This is a genomic window from Chryseobacterium sp. CFS15 (assembly GCF_031118795.1).
GTDB classification, from domain to species: Bacteria; Bacteroidota; Bacteroidia; order Flavobacteriales; family Weeksellaceae; genus Chryseobacterium; species Chryseobacterium indoltheticum.
Genome location: NZ_JAVHYL010000016.1, coordinates 46,426 through 61,521 on the forward strand (window position 1 = coordinate 46,426; position 15,096 = coordinate 61,521).

Below are 15,096 nucleotides of genomic sequence, written 5' to 3' on the forward strand. Positions count from 1 at the left end.
TTAGATGTAAAACTAAGGAAACTCAATCAGTTTATCGTTTGGCAAATCGTATTCGTAGATTATATCGGTTTCAGGATCGATATATAGCCATTGAAAAGGACTTACTCGATGCTCAAATTCTGTATAAATTCCCAAAACATAATAATCTTTCTCATTCTTCTTTTGCTTTTCGACAGAATATCCGAGCTGCTCTTTATTTTTGAGAGAAATTTTTATCAAATCTTTCTTTGAATTTGCGATATAATATTCTGCAAGCTTGTATAAATGATGTAAATAACTGCTGGAAAGTTCATTTTCTTTTGAGTAATGCTTAATTGGCATATTATATTCTTTTCTGAATTTTGAAACTTTTCCGTCTTTAATTTTTTTCACAGAAACAACCCATTCTGCATTTTGAGGCGTTTCTCCATCTCCTGCAATGTAGATCGAATCATTTTTATATTCAATGGCGATCAGATCACCTCTCAGAAAACTGCGGTCGTTATTTTGGTCATTTACATAGCTGATTTCTTCTTTTCCTTTTTTACCGTTGAGTTGTGAATAATCAAAATCGTCATTATAGGAAACAAATTCGATGGTGTCCCGTTGTAAAGAATCTTTTTTTACGGCAATTCGCTGGATCTCTTTTCTTCTTTCAGCTTTTTTATCTTTATTCTTTTCCGGACCTGGACTGCAGGAAATACAATAGATTAAGATTGAAAATGCAACAATTTTCTTCATATTATTTTGACTTGGATTTCAAAAATATTAAAATTTGTTTATTGTGTGATAATTTTTAAACCGCAAAAGTTACAAAAGATTTCAGTAGGTATAAGCTATTCAAAAAGCAAGCAAAAATAATAATGAAAAAAGATTATTACCTTTTACGTCCTTTTGAAACTTCTTTTTTTAATGATTTCTTTTGTTGCTTTTGCGGTAAAATTCAAACATTATCTTTTTATCTTGAACTGAAGATTTTAAGAAATTCTTTTTCCATTTTCACTTTCTGAAATTGTTTTTTCTAATCGTGAAATCTGTGTTTTCTCTTGTTTTGCACTCATAATCCAATTGATCATCACCTTTTTATAAGATGGAGCTTGTTTTTCAAAAAATTCCCAGGCTTCTTTATTTGCTTTAAACTGTTTTTCGTAATCTGATGTAAGTTTTGCAGGCTCTTTTTCGTGAGAATAAATACCGGATTTTTCTTCCTTCCTAAGTTTGAACGCTTCTAAACCTGCTTCCTTCATCAATCCTGCTTTGGTAAGCTCTTCGATTTTTTTAATATTCACAACGCTCCAAATACTTGTCGGCTTTCTTGGCGTAAAACGGATGCTGTAACTTTCTTCATCAATCGATTTTCTCACGCCGTCAATCCAGCCAAAACATAAAGCCTGATCTACAGATTCAGACCATGTTATTGATGGTTTTTTAGTGCCAACTTTATAGAAACCTACCAATAATTCTTGTTCGGTTTTATGGTTTTTCTTGAGCCAGTTTCTGAAATCTTGCGGTGTTGTAAAGAAGGTTGCAGACATATTTATTTGCAATTAGTTTTATGTAAATCTAATAATTTTTATTTTTTTTGATTTCCTCAAAAATTGAAATCTGCTCAGTTGTCAGATTTTGTAAACGAATGATACGTCCTTTTGATTGTAAGTAGTTGGGATAAGATGTTAAGTCGACACTTTGATTACCTATCTTCATTTCTCTCAGTAATATTGTAGATAGGGTAAGTTTTTTATCAGAATTTGAAAAAAATAAATTTATTTTTCGCATCGGAATAACATAAAAGCTTTTAGGAAAAATAAAAATTGTATTGTCATTGATTAGTAAATCGAAACTACAGAGTTGAATCTTTTTTTTCAAATATCCGCCATCTGAAATAATAAGTCCGCGGATCTTTTTTAAGTATTTTGAGTTTGATACGGAATAATTTTTAATAATTTTTCTCTTTTCAAAAAAGAAATAAATGACAGAAATAATCAATGATAAGATGATTGCTGGAAAAAAATAGTATAAAATAGAGTCAAACATTTTTCATGATTTAAGAATATTTTTCAGGTTTAATTACGACTAAATATAAAGAATTAAATTAAAATACATAAACCTTTTTACTATTTCCATTTAATGAAATTAAAAATAAATCGTTGCAATAGATTTAATATAAAATAATAGTAGCAGGTCTTATTTTTTGAATCCGTAAATTTGTATGATGTTCTAAAATTTTAGAACCGTAAAAAGAGAATATGATAGACAAAACGTATAGAGAAACACATTATACCGATAAAAACAACTACGATTATATTACCATTACCAACGACGAAAACAAAGTAAGAATTTATACCCTGAAAAATGGTTTAAAGGTTTTTCTTGCCCAGAATTTCGATGCTCCAAGAATTCAGACTTATATTCCGGTAAGAACGGGGAGCAACAACGACCCTTCCGATAATACCGGTTTAGCGCATTATTTAGAACACATGATGTTTAAAGGTACATCAAGAATAGGAACCCACAACTGGGAAAAAGAAAAAGTTTTAATAGAAAAAATATCAGACTTATACGAAGAGCATAAAACTGAACAAAATCCTGAACGGAAAAAAGAAATTTATCAGAAAATTGACGAGATTTCTCAGGAAGCAAGCCAATACGCTATTGCCAATGAATATGACAAGGCGATTTCTTCTTTAGGCGCTACCGGAACCAATGCACATACCTGGTTTGACGAGACCGTTTACAAAAATAATATCCCCAGCAACGAGCTCAAAAAATGGCTGAAAGTAGAGAAAGAACGTTTTTCGGAAATCGTTTTGCGTCTTTTCCATACCGAGCTGGAGTCTGTCTATGAAGAATTCAACCGTGCACAGGATAATGATTCTCGTTTGGTAAATTATGAATTGATGGATGCTCTTTTTCCTACGCATCCCAATGGTCAGCAAACGACTTTAGGAGATCCTGAACATTTGAAAAACCCTTCCATGAAGGCTATACATAAGTATTTTGATGAATATTATGTTCCCAATAATTATGCAATCGTTTTAGTTGGTGATTTAGATTTTGAAGAAACAATTATGCTGGTTGATGAATATTTTGGTAAAATCCCATACAGAGAATTACCGAAGAAAGATTTAATCATAGAAAAACCACTTACAGGGATTGTTGAAAGAACTGTAAAAAGCCCGACAACACCAAGACTTCAGATAGCCTGGAGAACCGACAGCTACGGAAGCAGAGAAGCGATGCTTGCTGATATTACTGCTAATATTATGAGTAACAGGGGAGAAGCGGGAATATTGGATCTAAATATCAATCAGACCCAAAAAATGCTGTTTGCCCAAGCTTATTCTTTAGGCCTAAAACATTATGGTTATTTTTCAATAGTCGCTGTTCCAAAAGAAAATCAGACTTTATCTGAAGCAAAAGAAATGATGCTGGAACAAATTGAGTTACTGAAAAAAGGAGATTTCCCAGATTGGATGCTTCCTGCAATCATCAATGATTTTAAACTGCAAAGATTAAAAGGTCTTGAGACCGCAGATGGTCTTGCCACAAATCTCTACGATACGTACATTAAAGGCAAAACCTGGCAGGAAGAGCTTGGCGAAATGGATGAATACGCTTCTTTTACCAAACAAGATATTATTGATTTTGCGAACACGTTTTTTAAAGATAATTATGTGGTTATCAATAAAGAAAAAGGAGTTAATGATCAGCTTTTAAGAGTTGATAATCCGGGAATTACACCGATTAAAATCAATCGCGAAGCAAAATCAGAATTTTTACAGGAAATTTTGGCTGATCAAACAGAAGATGTAAAGCCTGAATTTATTGATTATCAAAAAGAAATTAAAACTGAAACCATTCAAAATAAAAAAGTAAGTTTCGTTGAAAATAAATATAACGAAATTGCTCAGATATATTTTATCTTTCCTTTTGGTAGCGACCACGATAGAGATCTGGGGATTTCTACACAGATTTTGCAGTACTTGGGAACAGAAAGATTTTCGTCTGAAGATTTAAAGAAAGAATTCTTTAAAATCGGGGTTGGTAATGATTTTAAAACCAGTGCAGATCAGCTTACGATTTCTTTAAGCGGATTGGAATCTAATCTTGAAGAAGGTATTTCGTTATTGCAGCATTGGATGCATGATGTAAAGCCAGACCAGGAAATTTATAATCAGTTTGTAGAAACCATTCTGGAAAACCGTGAAGCGTTGAAAAAAGACAAAAACCGTATCATGACGGCTTTAACGAATTATACGAAGCTTGGGAAAAATTCAAGATTTTTGGATATAATTTCGAAAGAAGAACTTGAGCAGGCAAAAGTGGAAGAATTTACAGATCGAATGAAAAAGCTGTTTGGTTTTCCTTACCAGATTTTCTTCTATGGAAAAGATTTTGAAAGCTTTAAGAATTATATTCCAAATTATATGGTGAATGAAGTCTTTACGATTCCTGAACCTAAAAAATATCCCGAACAGGAAACAACAGGAAGAGTATATTTCACCGATTATGATATGGTGCAGATGGAAATGAGTAAGATTGGAAGAAGCCAGAATGTAAATCCTGAAAACTTTGGGAAAATAAATGTTTTTAATGAATATTTTGGTCGCGGATTATCATCAATTGTCTTCCAGGAAATTCGTGAAAGTAAGAGTTTGGCCTATTCGGCGTATGTTTCCTATTCGCCAAATTCACAACTGAATCATCCGGATTATATCACAACATACATCGGAACTCAACCAGACAAATTACAGATTGCGGTGGATACAATGAGCGATTTGATGAATAAACTACCTGAAGTTCCGGTTCAGTTTGAAAATGCAAAAAATTCTGCATTAAAACAGATCGCTTCTGCCAGAATTACCAGAACCAATATTTTCTTTAATACTTTAAGATTGAAGAAACTGGGAATTAATTATGATTTCAGAAAAGATATTTATCATCAAATTGAAAATCTGAAATTTAGTGATCTTAGAGAATTTTATCAGACCGAAATAAAACCAATACAATTTAACACAGCCATCATTGGAAAAAAAGAAAATCTGAATATGGATGCGGTGAACGAAATGGGAAGTTTCGAAGAAGTAAGCCGGGAAGATATTTTCGGATATTAAAAAAAGTAAGCGGCGAAATCAAAGATTTCGCCGCTTACTTTTTTACTTTACATTATTTTACAATTTTCATCTCATCAATTAGCCATTTCGAATCGGCAAATTTATCAATGATGAAAAGAATGTATTTGGTATCTACCATAATGTTTCTGCTGAAACGAGGATCGTAATTGATGTCACTCATCGTTCCTTCCCACTGTCTGTCAAAATTCAAACCAACAAGATTTCCGTGTGCATCCAAAGCAGGGCTTCCGGAATTTCCGCCAGTTGTGTGGTTGGTTGCTGTAAATCCTACAGGAACATCTCCACTTTTATCTTTGTAATTTCCGTAATCTTTTTTGTTGTAAAGATCGATCAGCTTTTGCGGAACATCAAATTCATAATCTCCGGGAACATATTTCTCCATAACTCCGGCTAAATGCGTTTGGTAATCATAAGTTACCGCATCTTTTGGAGTAGATCCTTTTACTTTTCCGTACGTTACACGAAGCGTAGAATTGGCATCCGGGAAAAATTTTCTGTCTTTATCAGTAGCCATTTGCTGCGCCATATAAGTCTTTTGTAAAGCATCGATCTTAGTCTGTAAACTGGTAAATTGCGGATCGGCAGTTTTCATATAACTATCTTTAATGTTCATAAATAACTGATAAACCGGATCTTTTTTAATAGTTTTAATCAGTTTATCCTGATTTGAAAAAGCTTTTTCGATATCTCCGTTAAGAGCAGCACCATTCACCTGGCTTCTTCCTGTGATAACAGAATTTTTTGATAATTCTTCAAAATTTGCAATATTCTGAGCTTCATTTTTATATTTATCAAAACCGGTTGGCAAAAACTGTGCATCCGTTTTATTAGCATATAATGCCAAAAGTTTAGCGGTAACTTTAGCATCCAGTTCAGCGCTGTAATCTTTATAGAATGATGTCAGTTTGTTCTTAAAAGCAGTAATTCCTTTTTCATCCATTCTTCCGGCTTCTACAGAAGTAATATAATTTGAATACATATTTGCTAATGCAAACGTTTCTGCATTTCTTACAACTTCGCTGTAATACGCATTGTTTAAGGCATAAGGCGCCTGGTCGTTATACAGTTTATTCAGTTGGTCTAAAGTTGCTTTTACTTCATGATTTTTAGCAACTAAAGAACCTTCATACATTACTTTTTTCTGTACGGCATTAGATTTTTTCAAACCTTCTACTTCACCGATCCATTTTTTCCAATAGTTGGCTACAGATGCGAATTTAGAAGCATATTTAATTCTTGTGGCGTCATCAGCACGCATTTTTTCGTCTAATGTTTTCAATGCAACGTCTCGTACGGCAATTCTTGCAGGATCAATCTCCTTCATGATTTTTTCTACTGCAATTGCCGGAAGATATTCTGTCGTTCTTCCCGGAAATCCGAATACAAACGTGAAGTCATTCTCTGTCTTATCTTTGATTGAAACAGGAAGGTAATGTTTCGGAACATAAGGAATGTTGTCTTTAGAATATTCTGCAGGCTTGTTGTTTTTATCAGCATAGATTCTGAACATTGAGAAGTCTCCTGTATGTCTCGGCCAAACCCAGTTATCTGTATCACTTCCGAATTTTCCGATGCTCTGAGGCGGTGCACCCACCAAACGTACGTCTTTATACGTTTCGATTACATAAGCATAAAACTTATTTCCGTAATACATTGGTTTTACAGAAATCGACTGATAATTCTCTATTTTCTGAGAATTTTTATAAATCTCAATATTTTTGGCGATTTGTTTTGCCAGTTCCGGCTCCTGAAGATTCTCGGTATCTTCTAAAATCTGAGCAGAAACATCTTTAATATCAACAATAAAATCAACGGTTACTCCCGGATTTGGAAGTTCTGTAGACATATTTTTTGCCCAGAATCCGTTTGAAAGAAGATCATTCTGCACTGTAGAATGTGCCTGAATCTGTCCGTAACCACAGTGATGATTGGTAAGTAATAATCCTTTTGGTGAGATGATTTCGGCTGTACAGCCACCGTTGAACTGTACCACAGCATCTTTGATACTTGGTTTCTGTGTATTAAAAATATCTTTAGCAGAAATTTTCATCCCAAGATCTTTCATTTCCTTTTCATTGAGCTCCGTAGGAATCCACATTCCGCCGTATTGCTGAGCGATTCCCCAAGAGAAACTGAAGAAAGCAGAAGCAATAAGAATATTACGTTTTATCATTATTTAAAAATTTTGTCTAAAATACACATTTTAATTTTTTTAAGAAAAGAAAAACCCTTCCTAAAATTAAAATTTAGGAAGGGTTTTCGGGATATATTTTTTTTCAGCTGATGAACTCTATGAAATAAATTTCAAAAGATTTTTTTACACTGTGATATACTTTTTATTGTATTGTTTCTGAGAAAGAAAATTTCATCACTTGTGTTTTCTTGCTAGCTGCAAAATAACTGATTATTTTTGAGTAAAAAAATGAACCTATGTTCATAAATTCTGTTTTCTGATACGGCTTAATGCTTGTGGAGTGATCCCTATGTAAGATGCAATATGCTTCAAAGGAATTTCCCTGATAAAATGCGGATATGCCTTCGCCAAATTCTTGTAACGTTCTTCTGCGCTGTGTGTTAGTAGTGATATTTCGCGCTGAGTTTTTCGCACATACAGACTCTCGGCAGAGATTCTCCCTAAATAATTTCCGACTTTACTTCTTTCATAAAGCTTCTGAATATCATCAAAGTGAATTCTGTATACAACTGTTTCCTGTACTGTTTCCACATTATAGGCACAAGGATTTCTGGTAATAAATGAATCATAAGCGCTGCAGAACATATTTTCTGCAATAAAAGAAAATGTAACTTCTTTTGACGGCTCGGTTGGATGCACCTTATTCACAAAAAAGCGAATAATTCCTTTGTCGATAAAATACAGATAATCTTCTACCGTTCCTTCTTTCAAAATCATTGTTTTTTTTGCAAAAACGATCTTCTCAAATTTGTTGACGTGATACAAAGCTTCTTCCTCAGATAGACCTTTTATACTCGTGTAAATGTTCAGCAGTTTTTCCATGAAATCCTTATGGATATTAGGTTTTGTAATGTAAAAATACTGTTTAATTTCTTAAACCTAATCCTTAATGAAGTTAAATTATTTACTGTTAAATAATAAAAAAAGTTAAAATAGATTTGAAATCGAAGGTGATCTGAAAAATTTGAATTTTAGTGAAAAGCCAATTTTAAAATTGAAAAGAATCAATCTTAGAATCATGCATCATCTGCTGTATAAGATCTTCATGACGGCTGTTTTTCCCGGTAAGAAGCCAGGTTGTGCTGGATGATTCTTTTGAAAACTGCTGTTTGACTACAATGAATTTTAAATTGTGAATTGTAAATAATTCCCGGCAATAATCAAGATTTTCCTTGTTGGCGACTACAATTTTATATTCCCGGATCTTATGATTATGATCAATATAGTTTTGAAAATAGGTGAGTGAACTTAAAATTAGCAAAACCAGTAAAGTGCCCAACAATGATAAATAAACGTATCCTGAACCGACAGCCATACCGATGGATGCAGTCGCCCAAATCGTCGTGGCAGTGGTGATGCCGTCGATTTTATTGTCTCCTTTAAAAATAACTCCTGCGCCTAAAAACCCAATCCCGGTAATAATGTTTGCGGCCAAACGATCAGGATCTTTAATTCCGATTTTAACGGAAAGAATTGTGAAAAGACAAGATCCGAAACAAACCAATATAAAAGTTCTCAATCCTGCAGATTTATTTCTGTATTCTCGCTCAGCGCCTATGCAAAGACCGAGGAATACGGAAATAAAAATCAAAAGCAATTCGTTTTGAATGGAGTGGTCTCTTAGAAAATCCATTGTATAATTTTAGTGAAATAAAGTTACAATAAAATATATATATTTTAGATCCATTTTAATCGTGATGCCATTGTACAGGCTTCTGTGGTATTTGAAACTCGCATTTTTTCAATAATATTTTGGCGATGACGATTTACCGTATTAATACTTATGAACAAAACTTCTGCAATTTCTTTACTTTTTTTGCCTTGCTGAGTCATTTTTAAAATTTCCTTTTCACGTACAGAAAGAAATGCAGGATTTTCAACTTCAGCTTGATATATTATTGCTCCGTTTGCTGTATTGATAATCATTCCTGTATATGAATCCGATTGAAAGAAGTCGAAATTATAAAGGCAAAGTGAGAGTTCCGTATTGCAATTATCAGAATTAGAAAAATAAAACATTTTATGAATTAATGATTTCTGATTTTGCTTTTCAGAAATTCTTAACCTGCTGATTACACAATAATCTTTGCGTTGCTCAAAAGGAATGGTTTTGATAAACTGAAAAAATTGGAGCTCTAAAACATGCTTTTGCAAAACATCTTCAGCATTTAGCTGATCAAAAAGTTCTTTTTCCCAGATACTTTCGATTTCCTGGATATTTTTATCTTTAAAAATATTGAGCTCATCAGCGAATTTTCCGGCATAAATATAACTTTTGTCGTTTCTTAAGTCACTTAAAACGGCAATTCCATTTTCTAGTTCGACAAAATTTTTCGCTTTTTCCTGACAGTCTTCCAATTGTCGTTTTTCTTTTTCTTTAGAAGACGTGAAGTTCTGGCGGAGAAGTTGATCGTTTAAGTCAGATTGAATATTCTTCATCAAAATGGTTATTAATCAGTATTGATATTAAAATTCTGAGATTTTAATTTTGCTCTATTATTTAGTGTAAAAATACAATGAATTATTGGGAAAATTAACCATCAGAAAATGAATTGTATGGATGCAGATTATTAATTTAAATAAAAAAAAGAGTACATATGAAGAAGATTTTAATACGTTTAAGTTTGCTTTTTGCTTTTTTTCAAGGTTTAAAAGCTCAATCTCTTGAAAAAATGACTTGGTTTAATGAGCCGCAGGAATGGGAAATCAAAGATAAAAAACTGACAATGAATGTTACGCCCCAAAGTGATTACTGGAGGATTTCACATTACGGTTTTACGGTAGATGATGCACCGTTTTATTATTCAACATACGGTGGTGAATTTGAGACGAAAGTGAAAATTACCGGAAATTATAAAACACGTTTTGATCAGATGGGTTTAATGTTAAGAATCGATGAGCAGAATTATATTAAAGCGGGAGTAGAATTTGTTGATGGAAAATTTAATTTAAGCACGGTTGTTACTCATAAAACAAGCGATTGGAGCGTTATTGTTCTAGAAAAAACGCCACCTTTTGTCTGGATAAAAGCAGTGAGAAGATTGGATGCCGTTGAGATTTTTTATTCGTTTGATGATAAAGAATATGTGATGATGCGAAATGCTTATTTGCAAGATAATACGCCTGTAAAAGTCGGTTTTATGGCGGCAAGTCCGGATGGAAACGGCTTTAAAGCTACTTTCGAGAATTTTTCTGTGAAACACCTACCGGATCAACGACGTTTAGAATGGCTGAAGAATAATCAGTAAAAAGTAAAAACTCCAAAGGCAAAGCTTTTGGAGTTTTTATTGAAAAAGAAATTACAGTTAATTCTTAATAAATTTATGTACTGACGTTTTATCTTTTGAGGATAATTTAATAATATAATTACCTTTCGAAAGTTCGGAAACATTTATAGAATTACCTTTTAAGGAAGCAGAAATCAAGATCCTTCCATTTGTATCATAAATTTCGGCTTTTACAATTTGGTTTTTCGATTGAATATTTAAAACTTCTTTTACCGGATTCGGATAAATAGTAAGTTCAGCTTTATCATTGCTGATTTCTGAAGTACCTAAAACGTTCTGAACTGTAGTTGTGTAAGTATTTGTAACAATCGGATGATTGTAATCAAAATAAATTTTTGCCAGATTGCTGAAACTGTCGCCTACTGTTAAATCGGCTTTTGTTTTGATCTTAAATGAAACATATCCATCATTTGTAGCATTATCAAAAGGGAGTTGAATGTTTTCAAAAATAAATTCTACAACATTTCCTGTAATTCTTGTTACAAAATTGTGACTTGCATTAAGTGCAATTAAACTTGATAAATCATATTTCGAAATATCAATTTCATCTTTTACAACAATGTTTTGAGCATTTGCTGTTCCTGTATTTTCAAAACGAATTAAATAATGTACATAATCTCCAACATGTGCCGATTCGATTGTTGCACCCTGTAAACAGGTTTTGTCATTCGGATCAAAAGAGTTTACAATGGTTTGATTTAATGTAAATATATTATCCGCAGGAGTTTCATCAGTCGTTCCGTTGATTTGTGCTGTATAATGAAGAACATCCCCTCCGTTTAGAGCAGGAATTTGCGTAGGAGTATTTAAATTAAATGTTAATATTATTTCTTTAGTTTCAAATGGAAGAAGATTGGTGAAATTCCAGTTTATAACTCCAGCAGTCTGTGAATTTGGAACAAGTGTAGCGTTCAGGAAATTCATCAGATTATCATTATAGTTAAATACTAAAGTTCCAGATTGCGTTGTTGTTCCTTTATTTTTATAGACAATTTTGTACTTTGCATCAAAACCTGGTGAAGCTACTGTTATTGGCAGGATTACAACTTCAAGATCATTGTGATTTCCGTTTGCTGTTAAGCAGAAATTTTGGGTTAAAGGGCTTGTTTGTGCTGGGAAATTTGCGACAAAGCTCGTTGGAGAAATATTAAAGTAAGAAGGATTTTCCAGAATAGGAGTGATTGTATGGGAACCCGTATTTACCGGAATTGAATAACTTCCTGAAGCGCTTGCTATCATATTTCCGGAATTAAGGCTATTTGTTATTGAGAATTTTTGAAAAGCTTTTGCAGGATCATTGATGTCACAACCATTGTTACTTGTATCATATTTTGTAGTTCCTTGTATTGTGTGAAAGTTTCCTCCGGGAGTGAAAGAACAGTATGAGTTTAATACTACATTAGATTGATTATAATAATTTACAAGTGAATATATTATTCCAAGCTCAAAATCATCAACACAGATGTATTTTAAATTTGGTGTATTTGAAAAAATAGGTATTGCATTTTGAGTGTAATTATGTTTGCCATTCTTAATATTAAAGCTTATTAGATTAGGATTATTAGAAAAATTAAAATTTCCAAGCTGCGTGAGTTGACCAACATCAATTGTAGTGAAGAGATTGTTATTAATATATAGATTACTCAAATTAGGAGCCTCCCCAAAAGGAATTGTTGTAAGCTGATTATTTGAAGCAGAAATATTTCCCAAATTATTATTGTTATTTAAAGCTAATGTTGTAATTAAATTATTATTACATTCTAGGGTTATCAGATTTGGAAAATTAGAAATATCAACTAATGTTAATTGATTTCCACTACAAGAGAGAGTTTGCAGATTTGGGGTATTGGTAACTGAGAAATTAGTAAGTTGATTATTAGTGACGGTTAAATTCTGTAGACTGTTTAAATTGTTAACAGAAAGAGCTGTAAGATTATTATTGGCTACATGTATAACTTGAAGATTAGATAATCCGGATATTTGGAGATTAGTCAAAGCATTATTAAAAGCAGATAAAGACGTAAGATTAGTAAACTGATTAATACCTGTAAGATCAGCAATCATATTACCAGCTTGACCAGGAATAAATAGTTTTGATACATTCAATGCTTCTGAAATCTGAATTTCGTTATCTCCATTTGTATCAATTACAATATTTTGGTTGGCACCATTGGATGCAATCCCATTAGTAGTGTTTGCAGATAAAAGTTTAGCTTTAAAATTTGCATCAGGAATATTCACAATTTGTGCATTACACACAGTGAACATAACCAAAAAGATGATTAGGTAGATTTTTTTCATAAATTATTAGTTGCTTTTTTGTCAATGGTAAAAGTAAGCCATTGAAAATAAATTCCAATGGCTTACAATGTTAAATATTATTTTTGAATTCTAATGTTTCTCAATCAGATCCAAAAACTGCTGCTCATCAAGAATTGTAATCGTTCCAATATCCTGGGCTTTCTTTAATTTACTTCCCGCCTTTTCTCCAACAACAAGATAATTTAGGTTTTTGGACACTGCGGAGATGTTTTTTCCGTTGTGCTTTTCTACCATCCCTTCTGCAGATTCTCTGGTAAAAAGAGAGAGTTTTCCGGTGAATAAGAAGGTTTTTCCTTCCAAAACATTTGATAAAACTTCATTTGTATTTGCTCCCTTTTCAAGCTGAACGCCGTAAGATTTTAATCTTTCAAGCATCAGAATGTTTTCAGAATTATTAAAGAAATCAACGATGCTTATTGCGATTTTCATTCCGATATCTTCTACCTGACACAGTTCTTCGGCGGTTGCATTTTTTAAATCTTCAATCGTGTTGAAGTTTTTCACCAATTTCTTAGCAACGGTTTCACCGACGTGTTTAATTCCGATTCCGTATAAAACCTTTTCAAAAGCGATTTCTTTCGATTTTTCAATTCCGGTAATAATATTTTGAGCTGATTTTTCAGCCATTCTTTCCAAAGGAAGAAGCTGTTCTTTTGTTAAAGTATAAAAATCGGCAGGATTTTCAACCAGTTTTTCTTTATAAAGCTGCTCAATTGTTTCACTTCCCAGATTATCAATATTCAAGGCTTTTCTTGAAACGTAATGAATCATTCTTCCAACAACCTGCGGCGGACAATGTAAATCATTCGGACAGAAATGAATTGCTTGATCCACTATTTTTACAAGCTCAGTTCCACATTCCGGGCAATTTTTGATATATTCAATTTCTTTGCTTTCAGATGTTCTTTTTTCAGCGTTAACGCCGACAATTTTAGGAATAATTTCGCCTCCTTTTTCCACGTACACAAAATCGTGCTCATGCAAATCTAGTTTTTTAATGATGTCTTCATTATGCAGAGAAGCTCTTTTTACAATTGTTCCGGCTAATAAAACAGGTTTCAGATTGGCAACTGGAGTGATGGCTCCTGTTCGTCCCACTTGATAAGAAACACTCTGCAATTCGGTTTCCACTTTTTCAGCTTTAAATTTATAGGCCATTGCCCAACGTGGCGATTTTGCGGTGTAGCCAAGCTGTCTTTGTTGTTTTATTGAGTTTACTTTCAGTACAATTCCATCAATTTCAAATGGAAGATTGTGCCTTTCGGTGTCCCAAAAATTAATAAATTCTTTAATCTCCTCTAAATTTTTGCAGAGTTTTGCCTGGTCTGAAATTTTAAAACCCCAATTTTTTGCCTCATGAAGCAATTCCCAATGAGTTTCAGCAGGAATTTCATCTGAAACAAATTGATAAAGTACCGATGACAGTCTGCGTTTTCTCACTTCGCCGCTGTCCTGCATTTTTAAGCTTCCACTTGCTGTATTTCTTGGATTCATAAACGGATCTAGACCTTCTTCCTCGCGTAGTTTATTGATTTTATCGAAATTTTTTCTTGTTAAATAGATCTCGCCGCGCATAAAAAATCTCTCGGGAAAATCTCCACTTAGTTTCAACGGAATATCTGAAATCGTTCGCACATTAGACGTGATTTCATCTCCCTGAAAACCGTCACCACGAGTTACAGCTTGTGATAATTTTCCATTTTCATAAAGAATAGAAATTGAGGCACCGTCATATTTGAGCTCGGCAACAAATTCTACAGGTTCGTCGATGGTTTTTATGATTCGCTTTTCCCAGTCTGCCAAATCATCAAAATCGTAAGAATTGTCTAAAGAATACATTCTGAATTGATGCTGAATGGTCGGGAAAATTTTTGTAACGCCACCTCCTACACGAATAGTTGGTGAATTATCATCATAGAATTCGGGATACTGCGCCTCCAGATCCTGAAGTTCTTTTAGTAATAAATCAAACTCAAGATCAGAAATACTCGGCTCATCCATCAGATAATAGTTTTCATTATGCTGATGAAGTTCTTTTCGGAGTTGCTCTATTTTATGCTGAATGTTTTCGGACATGGGTTTCTATCTTTTCAACAAAAATAATGTAAATAATAATTTAAAAAAATAACACTATTAATTATTCTGGGAAAATTAAAACTTTGTAATCTATTCTAACGAT

At 33.1% G+C, this 15,096-nt stretch carries 10 protein-coding genes; 2 read left to right on the forward strand and 8 right to left on the reverse strand.

All coding sequences use genetic code 11. The features are described from left to right. Positions 1-12: 12 nt before the first annotated feature. Together OH814_RS19235 and OH814_RS19240 are read right to left on the reverse strand one after the other, a co-directional pair. Positions 13-720: a hypothetical protein gene (locus OH814_RS19235; RefSeq protein ID WP_308829276.1), complete on the reverse strand. Its 708-nt coding sequence runs from the start codon at positions 718-720 to the stop codon at positions 13-15. A 236-nt stretch (positions 721-956) separates the two neighbouring features. Next, positions 957-1,514: a YdeI/OmpD-associated family protein gene (locus tag OH814_RS19240; protein WP_308829277.1), complete on the reverse strand. Its 558-nt coding sequence runs from the start codon at positions 1,512-1,514 to the stop codon at positions 957-959. A 711-nt stretch (positions 1,515-2,225) separates the two neighbouring features. Between OH814_RS19240 and OH814_RS19245 the strand changes: the two genes are divergently transcribed. Next, positions 2,226-5,093, forward strand: coding sequence for an insulinase family protein (locus OH814_RS19245; RefSeq protein WP_308829278.1), 2,868 nt, complete (start codon positions 2,226-2,228; stop codon positions 5,091-5,093). 52 nt (positions 5,094-5,145) lie between these two features. Here OH814_RS19245 and OH814_RS19250 read toward each other — a convergent pair whose 3' ends face one another. The 4 genes from OH814_RS19250 to OH814_RS19265 form a co-directional block, all read right to left on the reverse strand. Then, positions 5,146-7,287 carry a S46 family peptidase gene (locus tag OH814_RS19250; protein WP_308829279.1) on the reverse strand — a complete coding sequence of 714 codons (2,142 nt, stop codon included), beginning with the start codon at positions 7,285-7,287 and terminating at the stop codon, positions 5,146-5,148. Between the two features lie 261 nt (positions 7,288-7,548). After that, positions 7,549-8,130, reverse strand: coding sequence for a Crp/Fnr family transcriptional regulator (locus tag OH814_RS19255; protein ID WP_308829280.1), 582 nt, complete (start codon positions 8,128-8,130; stop codon positions 7,549-7,551). A 166-nt stretch (positions 8,131-8,296) separates the two neighbouring features. Beyond that, the gene (locus tag OH814_RS19260; RefSeq protein WP_308829281.1) at positions 8,297-8,941 is read right to left on the reverse strand and encodes an MgtC/SapB family protein; all 645 of its coding nucleotides are present in this window, start codon (positions 8,939-8,941) and stop codon (positions 8,297-8,299) included. A 44-nt stretch (positions 8,942-8,985) separates the two neighbouring features. Next, the gene (locus OH814_RS19265) at positions 8,986-9,747 is read right to left on the reverse strand and encodes a LuxR C-terminal-related transcriptional regulator (RefSeq protein WP_308829282.1); all 762 of its coding nucleotides are present in this window, start codon (positions 9,745-9,747) and stop codon (positions 8,986-8,988) included. 158 nt (positions 9,748-9,905) lie between these two features. Between OH814_RS19265 and OH814_RS19270 the strand changes: the two genes are divergently transcribed. Continuing rightward, positions 9,906-10,556, forward strand: a complete 651-nt coding sequence (locus tag OH814_RS19270) for a DUF1349 domain-containing protein (RefSeq protein ID WP_201134991.1) — start codon at positions 9,906-9,908, stop codon at positions 10,554-10,556. Positions 10,557-10,613: 57 nt separating this feature from the next. On the opposite strand, the gene OH814_RS19275 is transcribed toward OH814_RS19270, so the two are convergent. Both OH814_RS19275 and ligA read right to left on the reverse strand, forming a co-directional pair. Next, on the reverse strand, positions 10,614-12,896 hold the full coding sequence (locus tag OH814_RS19275; RefSeq protein WP_308829283.1) for a T9SS type A sorting domain-containing protein: 2,283 nt from the start codon (positions 12,894-12,896) through the stop codon (positions 10,614-10,616). Between the two features lie 90 nt (positions 12,897-12,986). Further along, positions 12,987-14,993, reverse strand: coding sequence for an NAD-dependent DNA ligase LigA (gene ligA / locus OH814_RS19280; protein ID WP_308829284.1), 2,007 nt, complete (start codon positions 14,991-14,993; stop codon positions 12,987-12,989). Positions 14,994-15,096: the final 103 nt, after the last annotated feature.